The sequence below is a fragment of the Arthrobacter sp. yr096 genome, from assembly GCF_900108925.1.
Classification (GTDB): domain Bacteria; phylum Actinomycetota; class Actinomycetes; order Actinomycetales; family Micrococcaceae; genus Arthrobacter.
In genome coordinates this window covers 259,614-273,878 of the sequence record NZ_FNYI01000003.1, presented here as the reverse complement: position 1 = coordinate 273,878, position 14,265 = coordinate 259,614, and the positions used below count along the sequence as shown (strand labels likewise).

Sequence of the window (14,265 nt, the reverse complement as noted above, 5' to 3'; positions counted from 1 at the left end):
CGGCAGTCCTGATTCCCAGGGCTGCCGCTGCTTTTCCACGCCTCCCACTGCAGAGAAGGATTATGAACTCCCCTATCCCCGCCTCCCCTGACCAGCCCGGCATCCCGGCGAACCAGGCACCAGCCCGGATGGGTTTATCTGCCGCACAACGGGGAATTTGGTACGCGCAGAAGTTGGCGCACAGCAGCCCCATGTACCAGATCGGGCAGTTCATCGAAATTTCCGGCCCCTTGGATGTTTCCCGGCTGGAAGCGGCCGTGGCCCGAGCAGTCTCAGAGACTCCGGCACTGAACCTGGCGTTCGGTGAGGACGACGAAGGTCCGTTTCAGTACGCCAAGGCCATGGAAGCCGCGGTGCAGTTCACCGATCTCAGTGGTTGCGGCGGCGAAGCAACGCGAGAAGAGACCGCACGCGGGCTGATGGACACGGACATGGCGCAGGCACGCAGCGCGGAAGACGGCGGACTGCTCCACACAGAGGTCATCAGGCTCTCCGAGAACCGGCATTTCTTTTACCAGCGCGTCCATCATCTGCTTCTGGACGGCTACTCCGCGGTGCTGGTATTGCGCCGCGTCGCCGCGGTCTACGAGGCTCTGGGCACCGCCAAGGAAGCCGGCGAAAACACAACCCCGGATTTTGCTGCTCTGGATGAACTGATTGAGGACGATCACGACTATCAGGACTCGGCAGCGGCTTCAGCCGACGCAGCCTATTGGGCTGCAGAACTGGACGGACAACCAACCCCGGCCGGGCTGGCGGGCCGCCCCACGGGAACGGCAGAGGCTTTGCTGCGATCAACCCGGACGCTGCCCCCGTCCGCGGTGGACGCACTCCAGACGGCATCCGGAAGTGCGCCGGCGTTAATCCTTACGGCAGTGTCCTTGTATCTGCACCGGATGACCGGTGAACAGCACGTGTCGCTGGCGCTCCCCGTGACAGCACGTCGCGGGAAGCTGGCCAAGACCACACCGTCCATGCTGTCCAACATTGTCCCCATCCGGCTGGACATCAGTCCCGGAGCCACCGTCCAGGACATGGTGGCCGCTACGGGCGGCAAGCTGCGCGGAGCCCTGATCCACCAGCGGACCCGCTACGAAACCATGACCGGACAGGGCAGCTACCTGGGTCCATCGGTGAATATCCTTCCGGTTCTGGACGGCATCGCTTTCGGCGAAGCCACCGGCACCATGCACATCCTCTCCACGGGCCCCATTGATGACCTGTCCGTCATTGTCCATGGGCTCGGGAACAACGCCTCCGACGGCGTAACAGTGCAGTTCGCCGCCAATGCCGGCCTCTACACCCAAGCCGGCTTGGATAAGCACCTGACGCGCTTTGTCCGGCTTCTTGGTGAGCTTCTGTCCAACCCGGAAGATCCGACGGCGGCACTGTCAGTAACGTCGATGTCGGAGGAGCAGTCCCTGCTCGCTGAGGGAGACGCCGCATCAATGGACCTCCCTGGCCACACCGTTGTTGAGGAGCTCCAAACCGCAGCCTCAGCCGCACCTGAGAGAACTGCCGTTGTGGCCGCCGACGGTCGCCTGAGCTTTGCCGAGCTGGAAAAGCGCTCCAACCAACTCTCACGTTTTCTCCGCGAGCGCGGCGCCAAGCCTGGGGCCACTATTGCCGTCCGGCTGGACCGGAGCGTTCTGCTGCCGGTTGCTATCCTGGCCATCCTGAAAGCAGGTGCAGCTTATGTTCCCCTGGATCCGGACTATCCGGCGGGGCGCGTGGAAGGCATGCTGGAGGACGCAGCACCGGTCCTTCTTCTGACAGAGACAGCCTTGAATGAGGACAGTGACCAAGGACGGCCGCGGACCAGTGTGCCTGTGACGGTACTGGATTCTAGTGTGGTCGCGGCTGAGTTGGACAGCAAGGACCCGGCCCCGCCGACACCCGTGGCCGGCCAGCATGATCTTGCGTACGTGATTTTCACGTCCGGCTCCACCGGCCGCCCCAAAGGCGTGGGTGTGGAACACCTGGCCCTCTTGAACCTGCTGACCTCGCATCGGGACAGGATTTTTGATCCTGCCGCGTCACGGCTGGGCCGCCGCCTCCGGGTAGCCCACACCGCGGGACTGTCATTCGACGCCTCCTGGGATCCCATCCTGTGGCTCCTCGCTGGACATGAATTGCACATGGTGGACAACCACACCCGGCGCGATCCCGAAGCACTGAGCTCATTCCTGGCCAGGGAACGCATCGATTCGATCGAAACCACGCCGTCGTTTGCCAAGGCCCTGCTGGCCGGCGGTCTCTTCGACCAGGACGCCCACCCCTCCGTGGTGGCTCTGGGAGGAGAAGCCGTGGACCCTGCAACGTGGCGCGAGTTAGCCACGCATGAGGGCGTAGTGGCCTACAACTTCTACGGTCCCACCGAAACCACCGTGGACTCACTGACCGCTGTGATGGAACCCGGCACGGATGTCACCCTGGGAGGATCCGTGGCCAACAGCCGGCACTACATCCTTGACTCGGGGCTTAATCCGGTCCCCAACAATGCCATCGGGGAGCTGTACGTGGCGGGGCCCAACCTCGCGCGCGGCTACCTCGACCAGCCCGGGCTCAGCGCCGGTAAGTTCGTGGCCGATCCCTTTGCGCTGGACGGCTCGCGCATGTACCGCACGGGAGATGTGGTGCGTCGCTTGGACGACGGGACCCTGCAATTCCTTGGCCGGATGGACCAGCAAGTGAAGATCCGGGGATTCCGGATTGAGCTGGCTGAGATCGAAGAGGTCCTCCGCGGTATGGAAGGGGTAGCCCAGGCAGCCGTGACCGTGAGCAAGAACAAGGCCGGCTATGACCAGCTGCTCGCCTACGTCACCCCTTCGCATCCTGGGCAAGGATTCGACGGCGGCGCCTTGGACTCCGCCGCTATCCGCAAAGAGGCCCGACGGACCCTGCCGGACTACATGGTGCCCGCCGCAGTCATTGCCATCGATTCGATACCCCTGACAGCAAACGGCAAGCTGGACACCCGCGCCCTGCCCACGCCGGAACCGGAGGCTGAGACCACGGCACCGCGCACACCGGCCGAACGCGTGGTGGCTGACGCTTTCCGCGAGATTCTGGGCCTGGAAGCCGTTGGCCTAGAGGACGACTTCTTTGAGCTGGGCGGCCACTCGCTGCTGGCCACACGGCTCGCGGCGCACCTTAGGGACGCCACGGGTTCAGCCCCCGCCCTCCGAACCATCTTCGAAGAGCCCACTGTAGCGGGGCTCGCGGCGGCATTGGAAAGCGACGGAGCAGCTACTCCTGTACTGGGTCCCAGGGTGCGGCCAGCCAACATCCCGCTGTCCTTCGCCCAGCGCCGGCTTTGGTTCCTGAACCGTCTTGACCACCAGTCGGGTGCCTACAACATCCCCATCGTGCTGACATTGAAGGGCCCCTTGGAAGTGGGTGCCCTGGAAGGTGCGCTCACGGACATCGTGGACCGGCACGAAGCGCTACGCACCATTCTCCCCTTGTCCGACGGTGAACCGCGCCAGGAAATCCTGCCGCCGGGGATCATGCCCGCCAAACTCCTGGCTGTACAGTGCGAGGCGGGGAACCTGGACCGGGCCGTGCAGGCAGAGACCCAGAGCGGCTTCGACATCACCCGGGAGCTCCCGCTGCGGACGGTTTTGTTCCAACTGGCGCCGGACCACCACGTCCTCGCCATCACGTTGCACCATGTGGCCGCCGATGGCTGGTCCCTTGCACCGTTGGCCCGTGACCTCTCCGAGGCCTACACGGCGCGGCTGAACGGAACGGCGGCCCCTTCCAACGGGCTGCCCGTCCAATACGCCGATTACACCCTGTGGCAGCGTGAAGCCCTGGGACAGGAAGAGGACCCTTCCAGTCCCATTTCACGGCAACTGGAATTCTGGTCCCGCGAGCTCAAGGGATCCCCGGAGGAGCTCCAACTGCCCTACGACTTCCCGCGCGGAACCCGCGAAGGCGAACTCCCGGCGTCGTCGATTCCTCTGAATCTGGACGCACGCACCACTGCGGGCCTGAACTCACTGGCGAGGAAGCAGAATGCGAGCCTTTTCATGGTGCTGCAGGCGGCGCTTGCCGCGCTGCTGACCAAGTCGGGCGCCGGAGAAGACATCCCGCTGGGCACACCGGTGGCGGGCCGGACCGACACACAGCTCAACGAACTGGTGGGATTCTTCGTCAACACCCTGGTGCTGCGGACCAACACGTCCGGCAACCCCACCGCATCCGAGCTGGTGGAAAGCGTCCGGTACACCAACCTGCACGCTTACGGGAACCAGGACGCCCCTTTCGAGCGCGTTGTGGAAGAACTCAACCCGACACGTTCGCGCCACCGCCATCCTCTGTTCCAGGTGGTACTGACGCTGCAAAATACCCCCGACCCCTCGCTGTCCATGGAAGGCCTGGAAGCCACTGCGGACATGGGGAGGGAACCGGGCGGGGCAAAGTTCGACCTCCTCCTGGATCTTGCCGAAACAGCCAACGCCGGCATTTCCGGCTCACTCGCCTATGACCCGGCACTGTTTAGCCGGAATACCGTGGAGCGGCTGGCTGAAGGGTTCGCACTGGTTGCCGGGCAGTTTGCCGACCACCCGGGCGTGACGCTGGACCGGTTGCGCATTCAGAACCCACGCCAGCATGCAGAAGTCCTGGCACACAGCGCCGCCACATTACTCGACGTTCCGTGGCCCACCATTCTGGACGCCTTCGCGCAGACTGCAGCTAAGCATGCATCCCGCACTGCAGTGGTGGCTGAAGGAACGTCCTGGAGCTTCGATCAGCTCCGGGGCCGGGTTGAAATGATCGCCAAGGGGCTCGCGGCCTGCGGTGTACGCACGGGTGACCGCGTGGCCGTGGCCATCCCACGATCAGCGGACGTAGTCGCCGCTGCCCTCGGCGTGCTTGCTGCCGGTGCCGTGTACATACCGATCGATCTCGCCTACCCCTCGGAACGGATCAGGATGATCCTGGAGGACAGCAGCCCGGCGGTAGTGATCGTTCATGGCCAGGCGGGTACCGGCGTCGAACCTTCCAAGGCGGTGACTCTTGCCAGCCTGCTGGCGGCCGGCGCAACTGGCCCCGGGACCGGTTCGGCGGAGTGCGCCCCCGGCGACCTCGCCTACGTGCTGTACACCTCGGGTTCCACCGGACGGCCCAAGGGCGTTGCCGTGACTCACGGAGCCCTGGCCAATCTTTACGCACACCATCACCGCGCCCTGTTTGCTCCGCGCTTCGCAGCGGAGCAGGAGAAACCTGTTGCCGTGGCACACATCGCCGGGCTGGGTTTCGATGCGGCTTGGGATCCCATGCTCTGGATGGTGGCGGGCGGCGAGCTGCACATGGTGTCCGATGCGGAGCGCGGCGACGCCGAAAACCTCAGCCGCTACTGCCTCCAGCACGGCATAGGCGTCTTGGAAACAACCCCCTCGTTTGCAGCGCACTTGCTGCAGTTCGGCCTCCTTGCCCAGCACCGCGATCAGCCTTTGATCCTTGCCCTGGGCGGCGAGCCCGTATCCGGTGCCCTCTGGGAACGCCTGGCTTCCGATCCTTCCGTGCAAGCGTTGAACTTCTACGGCCCCACCGAGTTCACTGTTGATTCGGTGATGGCGGACATCGTCGGAGCCAAGCCAGTGATTGGCAGACCCGCCGGAAACACGTCTGCGTGGGTGCTGGATGCTTACCTGCAACCGGTTCCCGCAGGGGTCCCCGGAGAGCTGTACCTGGCAGGCGACGGGATGGCGCAGGGATACGACCAGCGTCCTGACGAGACAGCTTCGCGTTTTGTGGCCAATCCCTTCACCGAGGATGGAAGCCGCATGTACCGCACTGGCGATCTGGTGAGGCGTGACGCCACAGGTGTGCTGGAATTCCTTTCCCGGACCGACGACCAGGTCAAGGTCCGCGGATTCCGGATCGAACTGGGTGAGGTGGAGTCTGCCCTGTTCAGCCATCCGGATGTGCAGCACGTTGTTGCTGTCACCGATGGCGATCCGGCCCAGAGAATCGTCGCCTATGTGGTGGGTGATGTGGACCCCGCTGAACTACGGACGCACGCGGCCAACAAGCTGCCCGGCTACATGGTGCCCGCCCTGATCATGCCCATTCCGGTTATTCCGTTGACCTCCCACGGAAAGCTGGACCGCAAAGCGCTTCCGACGCCCGCGGCATTGGGTGCAGGTGAAGGAACGGCCCCGTCCACTCCCGAAGAGCACGTCATGGCCGGCATATTCGGTGAGGTTCTCGGGCTGGCGACGGTCGCCATGGATGATGACTTCTTCCTGCTGGGGGGACACTCTCTCTTGGCGATCACCATCATGGGAAAGATCCGGGAAGCCTTTGGCGCTGCCCTTCCGCTGCGTACACTCTTCGATCAACCAACTCCCGGGGCGCTGTTGGGAGCGATCTCCTCCGGACGGTCGGCAGGTTTTACGCCCGACGACGGCCGGGCGGCTCCCGCTGGCCCCGGCCAGGTAACCGGCCCCACCCTCGTGGAGTGGCTGGCAACCGGCACGGCAAGCCGCCATGAGAGCCCTGCCCTGTCCTTCGCCCAGCAACGCATGTGGTTCCTCAACCAGCTGGATCCAGGCTCCGCCGACTACAACATCTCACTGGCCGCCCAGCTGGAAGGCGAAGTGGATGAGCAGGCCCTGTCCACCGCCGTCGACGCTCTGGTGGCCAGGCACGAGGTCCTGCGGACCAGCTACCCGGCAACTGCCGGCACCCCCCACCAACTGGTCCACCCTGCGGGGGAAGCGCGGGGACTGCTGCGGATCATCCCGGTGGGCAGCGAGGAAATGCAAGCCTCCATCCTGGCCGGGGAAGCCCGCAAGGGCTTCGACGTCACCAACGATCTTCCCCTGCGCGCGGTACTGCTGCGCCGCGGTGACGGCCACCAGCCTGTATGGATCCTTCAGCTGGTGATCCACCACATTGCCAGCGACGGCGCGTCCCTCGCTCCACTTGCCCGGGACTTGTCCGAGGCTTATTCGGCAGCTGTGACCGGCAGCGGGAGCAGCCTTGCTCCGCTCAGCCTTCAGTACGCAGACTTCAGCTCGTGGCAGCAGGAAGTTCTGGGGGCCGCCGGGGTTGCAGACAGCAAGGTCCGGTTCTGGGAGGAATCCTTGGCAGGCATTCCCACTGAGCTCACACTTCCAGCCGATCAGCGCCGTCCACGCGAGGCCCGTCAACCCGGCAAACAGCGTGCCTTCGAGCTCAGCGGGGAAACTTTGGAGTCCTTGAACTCCTTGGCAGCCACCTCCAACGCAAGCCTGTTCATGACGTTCCACGGCGTCCTGGCCGGATTCCTGAACCGCCTGGGGGCCGGCGATGACATAGTCATCGGCTCACCCACGGCAGGGCGCACGGACCCGGCCTTGAAGGACCTGGTGGGATTCTTCGTCAACACCCTGCCGCTGCGGATCAGTGCCGCTGGTTCTCCCACTGTGCGTACCATGGTTGACCGCGCCCGAACCAGCGTGCTGGCGGCTTTCGATCATGACGACGTCCCTTTTGAACGGCTGGTGGAGGTACTGAACCCCGAGCGCGAGCTGGGACGGCACCCGCTGTTCCAAACCATGCTGACGGTGGACAGCTCCCCCGCATCCATTCCGGACTTACCCGGTGCCACCGTCACTGCGCTGCCGGAAAACGGCTCGGGCGAGGCGAAGTTTGATCTCTCCTTCACGTTCCGTCCCGGCGACTCCGGTCTTTCAGCCACGCTGGAGTACAACGCGGCAATGTTCCAGGACGCCAGCATCGAACGCCTCGTGAGGAGCCTGATGCGTTTCGTGGAGCGGGCTGCCGCTGATCCGGAGACTCCTGTTGCGGAGGTGCCGCTGCTTGATCCTGAGGAAGCCGCCGCGTTGACGGGGCTGACAGCGGGACGGCGATCCGCCGTCGGGAATCATCCGGAAGAGCCCGACGGCGTCCTGGCCGTCTTCGCTGCCAGCGTCCAGTCCGCCCCGGACTCCGTAGCGCTGGTCAGTGGTGACACCAAGGTCACTTTTGCTGAGCTGGCCGACTCTGTGCGCCGTGTGGCGGCAGGACTCCAGACGCAGGGAGCGGCCACGGGCGATGTTGTCTCCGTGTTCCTTCCCAGGTCCACCGGAACCATTCAGGTTTTGCTGGGCGTCGTTGCGGCCAGTGCGGTGTACAACCCGATCGATACGGAATACCCCGACGACCGGGTGGTAGCCATCCTGGAGGACGCCGTGCCCTCGGTGGTGGTCAGCATCGGGCAGGAAGCAGACCGCATGGCTGCGCTGCTGTCCACGGTGGCTGCCCGGAACCCGGATCGTGCGGTTCCGCGCCTGGTTTTGCTGCCCGAACTCCTTGGGACAGCTGCGGGCAACGGGCCTGGCTCCGTCCCGGAACTCAGCGAGCGCCAGCCTGCAGGACGCGATCTGGCCTACGTCATGTTTACCTCTGGCTCCACGGGGAGGCCCAAGGGGGTGGAGGTAAGCCATGGCGCCCTGGCAGCCCTGCTGGAATCGCATGGTGAGACCCTCTTCGCGGGACTGGAGCCCCACACCACGGGAGTCCAGCAAAGGGTGGCCCACACCACCGGAGTCGGATTTGATGCATCCTGGGATCCCATCCTGTGGATGGTTGCCGGGCATCAGCTTCACATGGTGGGCGAGGATATGCGGCGGGACCCTGCCGCACTGGCAGGCTACTTCGAAGAACACCGGATCAGCGTCTGGGAAACTACGCCCGGGTACGCGAGGCATTTGCTGAGCGAGCCGGCGTTCACCCGGGTGCTGGACGGAAGCGGCCCGGATTCCACCTTCAGCCTTGCTCTGGGTGGCGAAGCCTTCGATCCCGCCCTGTGGGACGCACTTTCCGCCAAGGACAACATCACTGCCTGGAACCTTTACGGTCCTACGGAAGCCGCGGTGGACACAGTGATGGCACGGGTTAAGGATTACACCGCCCCGGTGCTGGGAGCTGCCACCTCCCGGACCGCACTGTATGTTCTTGACCCCTTGCTGCAGCCAGCGTTGCCAGGTGTTTCCGGCGAGCTCTACATCGCAGGCGGACAGCTGGCCAACGGCTACAGGGGCCAGCCGGGGCTGACGGCTGAACGCTTTGTGGCCGACCCCTTCAGCGCCGACGGCGGGCGCATGTACCGCACCGGTGACGTGGTGGTGCGGCACGCGGACGGGAGCATCGTCTTCTCCGGACGCAACGACGATCAACTTAAGATCCGTGGCTTCCGCGTGGAACCCGGTGAAGTGGAACAGGCAGCCATTTCAGCTGCGGACGTCCAAGCGGCCGTGGTGCGGGCAGTGCCGTCCGGAGACACAGTGCGGCTGGTGGCGTGGGTGGTTCCCAAGGGTCGCGCAGGCATCGGAGGTTCTGATGCCATGGCGGCACTTACCGAAGGCGTCCGCGCTCATCTGCGGATGCTGCTGCCCGATTACATGGTGCCCGCAGTTGTGGTGGCGGTCGAGGAGATCCCCCTGACGCACCACGGCAAGGTGGACTTTGCTGCCTTGCCGGAACCGGACAGCGCGCCGCGCACGTCCGGCAAGGTTCCACGGACTCCCCGGGAGCAGACGGCGGCCGCAATCTTCGCGGACGTGTTGTCCCTGGACAAGGCGGGGGTGGATGAGTCGTTCTTCGAACTGGGCGGGCATTCATTCCTGGCGCAACCGTTGATTGCCCGAATCAATGCAGCGTTGGGTGTATCGCTGCAGGTGCAGGCCTTGTTCCGCGCTCCCACAGTGGAGGGGCTTCTGGCTGAGGCCGATCGTGGCGTGGAGGACGGCGCAGCGGAAAGCCTGCGCCAGGTTCTTCCCCTGCGCACCAGCGGCACCAAAGCGCCGCTGTTCGCTGTCCATCCGGCGTCGGGTATCGCGTGGGGCTACGCCTCAATGCTGGGTTTGCTGGATCCGGAGCGGCCCCTGATCGGCCTGCAGATGCCAGGCATGGAGCCGGGCGCCACCCACGCAGTCACTGCGCTGGACCTTACGGAACTCGCGGACAGTTACATTGACCGCATCAAGTCCGTTCAACCGGCCGGCCCCTATCATCTTCTTGGCTGGTCCTTTGGCGGGCATTTGGTCCACCGCCTGGCTACCCGGCTCCAGGACCTCGGCGATGAGGTTGCGTCACTGGCCATCCTCGACGCGTTCCCCGGAAACCAGGAGAACAATGATGACGTAGGTGCGGGAGCCGGAATTTGGGCTGCCTACCTCGAGGCGCAGGGCTATGACCTGGACGAGTCCGATCACGAGTATCTTGACGGCGCCAAGGCCCAGGAGATCCTCCGCAGGAACCACAACCCGCTGGGCACCGTTCCGCTGGACGCTGTGCAAGCCATGGTGGAGAACTTCCCCGTGCTGGCGCGGCTGATCAGGGAACAGGAACCGGCAGTTTTCGACGGCGACCTGCTGCTTTTCCGCGCCACTGCTGACGTTCCTGAGGGGACACCGGGAGCCGAGGCCTGGGCGCCCTACGTCACCGGGAGCATTACAGACATTGAGGTGCCGGACAGGCATTCCCGGATATTAAGTGACGCAGCTCTCCCCGTAATCATGCCTGCCTTGGCCATCCAGCTTGGGGGCTGAGTCCGAATGACTTACAACGCTCCGGAACCCGGGGCACTGTTAGCGCCGGAACAACCCGAAAGGTCAATCCTCGTGACAAACCCGTTCGATGACACTTCAGCAACCTTCTCCGTCCTGGTCAACGAATTCCAACAACACTCCCTGTGGCCTTCATTCGCGGCCACCCCCAAAGGATGGGTAGCCATGTTCGGCCCTGACAGCCGCGAGGCCTGCCTGGAATACGTGTCCCAAACGTGGACAGACATGGCTCCGCGCAAGGTTGCCGAGCTTGCCGCCAGCCAGTGATCCGGGTAGAAGATGTGCGCAAGTCCTACGGCGCCTTCACAGCGCTCGATGGCCTGACGCTCAACGCGGCAGAAGGCACAGTGTTGGGTTTACTGGGACCCAACGGCTCCGGCAAAACCACCACTGTGAAGCTTCTCACCACCTTGTTGACACCGGATTCCGGGGATGCCTGGGTGGCCGGCCACTCCGTCCGCAAAGACCCTGAAAGCGTACGACGCAACCTGGGCCTCTCAGGGCAATATGCGGCCGTGGATGAAAAGCTCACTGCTTTTGAGAACCTCCACATGGTGGGTCGCCTCTACGGAATGAACCGCAGGAATGCCACCGCCCGTGCCCACGAGTTATTGGCGGACTTCCGGCTCACAGAGGTTGCGGGCAAGCGGGCCGGGGCTTTCTCGGGCGGTATGAGACGCCGCCTGGACCTTGCGGGTGCCGTGGTGGCACGGCCCAAGGTGGTGGTGCTGGACGAACCCACCACCGGCTTGGACCCGCGCGGCCGGTTGGATACGTGGGACGTGGTGGCCGGCTTGGTGTCTGGGGGAACAACCGTCCTCCTGACCACCCAATACCTTGAAGAAGCTGACAGGTTGGCGGACCACATTGCCGTCATCAACCATGGCAGTGTCATCGCTGAAGGCACTCCCACAGCGCTCAAGAACCGCGCCGGTTCAGGGCGTGTGGACGTTACCGTGCGGGATGCGGCAGATCTGCAAGGGGCCACTTCCGTGCTGACGGAGGCCACCGGCGGGTTGGCAATCCCCGAGGTGGACCACGCCGCGTTAAGGGTTTCCGTAGCAGCACCCGGCGGCCACAGCGTGCTGGTTCGCGTCTTGGCCGAATTGGATGCCAGGTCCCTCGCAGTCACCGAAGCCTCCCTTCGCCGGCCCACCCTGGACGACGTTTTCCTCCAGCTCACAGGAGGAAACACGCAGCCCGAAAACCACATCAGCAAGGAAGGGGTACCCGCTTGAGCGTCATCTCTGCCGCTGTCAGGGACAGCTCCGTCATTGCCCACCGCAACCTGCTCAACGTTCTCCGCACCCCGGGAGCGCTGGTCACCGGCGTCGTGCAGCCCGTGATGTTCGTCTTGCTTTTGGGCTTCGTCTTCGGCGGTTCCCTGGGTGGCGACCAGTACCGCAGCTTCCTCATTGGCGGCATCCTGGCCCAGACCCTGACGTTCAACGCATCCTTTACGGCCGTCTATCTGGCCAAGGATCTTCAACTCGGATTGATTGACCGCTTTCGTTCCTTGCCCATGTCCCGCGTCGCGGTGATTCTGGGACGCACCACCTCTGACCTTTACACCAGCGTCATATCCATCGCAGTGACCCTCCTCTGCGGGGTTGCAGTCGGCTGGCGTATGAACACCGGCGCCCTGGAGATGCTCGCAGCGCTGGGCGTGTTGTTGCTCTTCGCGTTCGCGGTGTCCTGGATTGGTGCGCTGATAGCCCTCACGGCGCGCAGCGTCGAAGTAGCGCAAAGCCTTGGCCTGGTGTGGCTCTTCCCTGTCACCTTCGTGTCGGGCGCCTTTGTGTCGACGGCTTCGCTTCCGGGCCCCCTTCGCGCCATCGCCGAATGGAACCCCGTCACCTCCGTGGCCACGGCCGTGCGTGAGCTCTTCGGAAACACCGCACCCTCGGGGTTCATCGCTCCAGGTGGCTGGCCCGCGGATAACGCGTTGTTGTATGCCGTCGCATGCAGCATTGCCATCATCGCGGTGTTCGCACCCTTGGCGATCGCCAAGTACCGCCGCATCAGCAAGCTGTGACCGCCCAAGCCGGGACTCCCGGCGTCGGATATCTCATTCTGCCGTCCGCCAGCGTCGGGGCGGCGTGTTCCAGCGTCGGCGGCCTGGACCGGTTCCTGGGCCCTGACGAAAGGATCGCAGGACGTCGGTTCCGCACCGTTGAGGACAGCCGCGACTACGCGGCATCGCATGTACTGCTGCGCCTGCTCGCCGCGCATCGCCTGGGGCTGGATGCTCTCGCAGCCCCAGGCTTGAACATCACACGATACTGCCCTGGGTGCGGCAGTTCAGGCCACGGACGGACGGTCCTGCCGGGAATGTCATTGAGCCTTTCCCGGAGTCATGGACTGGTGATGGCAGTAGCTGGACCGGCTGCCGCCAGCGTCGGCGCCGATGTGGAACGCGTCCCGTCGGCGCTCTTTGAGGGGTTTGACGAGTATGTTCTTAGTCCCGCGGCGGCCTCGGTGATCGCCAAGACCGGGGTAAGGGAAAGAATGCGTCAGTGGGTTGCCAAAGAAGCTGTGCTCAAGGCCGCCGGAGTGGGGCTCAGCGTCCCGCCATCCGCCGTCTCGCTGGTTTCCGATGGTAATGGTGCCGAGGCTCTTCGGGCCGATTGTCCGGAACAGCCGCTGGTGCACGGATTTGACGTTTATCCGGTCCCGGCCATCTCAACCCACGTGGCGGCCGTCTCAGCCATTGCCTGCGGCCCACCGGCGCCAAGGGACGCCAATAAGGTACTTCCCCAGGCGAGGCGTGGCAGCCTCAGGGCACCTTCCAAAGGCCTGAATTTGAGTGGGGCGTAGTGTGGAAGATGGACGAAAGGAGCACTTCATGAAGAAAATCCTCATGGTACTGACCAGCGTTTCCGAGATCGGCGATACCGGAGAGAAGACCGGCTACAACGTGGCCGAGGCCGCACACCCTTGGAAGGTCTTCAAAGATTCCGGACATTTCGTCGACTTCGCGTCCATCAAGGGCGGCCAGCCTCCACGTGACGAGGTGGACTCGGATGATCCCATTCAGGTTGCCTTCACCCAGGATGAGACCACACGTGCCGGGCTCTACAACACAGCCCGGGTGGATGTGGTTGATCCCGGGCAATATGACGCCGTCTACCTGGTAGGAGGCCATGGCACCATGTGGGACTTCCCGGACAGCGAAGGCCTGCAGAACCTTGTGGCCAGCGTTTATGACGCCGGCGGTTTGGTAGGCGCGGTATGCCATGGACCAGCAGGCCTGTTGAACGTTGAATTGGATAACGGCTTCCGCCTTGTCCAGGGCCGCGATGTGGCCGCCTTTACCAATGACGAGGAAGTAGCCGCCGGCAAGGACAAGGTCATCCCGTTTTTCCTGGCAGACCGCTTGGAGGAACAGGGCGCCCGCCACGTGTCCGCAGGAGTCTTCGAAGAGAAGGTAGTGGTGGACGAACGGCTGGTAACCGGGCAGAACCCGGCCTCAGCTGCTGGCGTGGCCAAGGAAATGGAAAAGCTGTTTGCGGAGGTCATTCATCAGGAAAAGGCTGAGGAGCAGCACGAGGCAGAGGCTTTGCGCGCCGAAAAGGACGCCGAGAAAACTGCCAGGAAGCAGGCCTCGGCAGACGCCGAACATTAGTCCGCACGGCATGTTGGCTGATGGCCGCCCTGAGTTGGGCGGCCATCAGCTGCGGGCATCAGCTGCGGGCCG

General features: G+C 64.1%; 6 protein-coding genes. All 6 read left to right on the top strand.

The genetic code is table 11. The features are described 5' to 3' along the window. Positions 1–62: 62 nt before the first annotated feature. The 6 genes from BMY91_RS09170 (at position 63) to BMY91_RS09145 (ending at position 14,193) form a co-directional block, all read left to right on the top strand. Positions 63–10,550: a non-ribosomal peptide synthetase gene (locus BMY91_RS09170; protein ID WP_090821120.1), complete on the top strand. Its 10,488-nt coding sequence runs from the start codon at positions 63–65 to the stop codon at positions 10,548–10,550. Positions 10,551–10,622: 72 nt separating this feature from the next. Further along, positions 10,623–10,835, top strand: coding sequence for an MbtH family protein (locus BMY91_RS09165; RefSeq protein ID WP_090821745.1), 213 nt, complete (start codon positions 10,623–10,625; stop codon positions 10,833–10,835). After that, on the top strand, positions 10,832–11,806 hold the full coding sequence (locus tag BMY91_RS09160) for an ATP-binding cassette domain-containing protein (RefSeq protein ID WP_090821118.1): 975 nt from the start codon (positions 10,832–10,834) through the stop codon (positions 11,804–11,806). Before BMY91_RS09165 ends, BMY91_RS09160 begins: the two co-directional genes overlap by 4 nt. After that, on the top strand, positions 11,803–12,603 hold the full coding sequence (locus BMY91_RS09155) for an ABC transporter permease (RefSeq protein WP_090821116.1): 801 nt from the start codon (positions 11,803–11,805) through the stop codon (positions 12,601–12,603). Before BMY91_RS09160 ends, BMY91_RS09155 begins: the two co-directional genes overlap by 4 nt. Beyond that, positions 12,600–13,385, top strand: a complete 786-nt coding sequence (locus BMY91_RS09150) for a 4'-phosphopantetheinyl transferase family protein (RefSeq protein WP_177179885.1) — start codon at positions 12,600–12,602, stop codon at positions 13,383–13,385. Before BMY91_RS09155 ends, BMY91_RS09150 begins: the two co-directional genes overlap by 4 nt. Before the next feature lie 28 nt (positions 13,386–13,413). Beyond that, on the top strand, positions 13,414–14,193 hold the full coding sequence (locus BMY91_RS09145; protein WP_090821112.1) for a type 1 glutamine amidotransferase domain-containing protein: 780 nt from the start codon (positions 13,414–13,416) through the stop codon (positions 14,191–14,193). Positions 14,194–14,265: the final 72 nt, after the last annotated feature.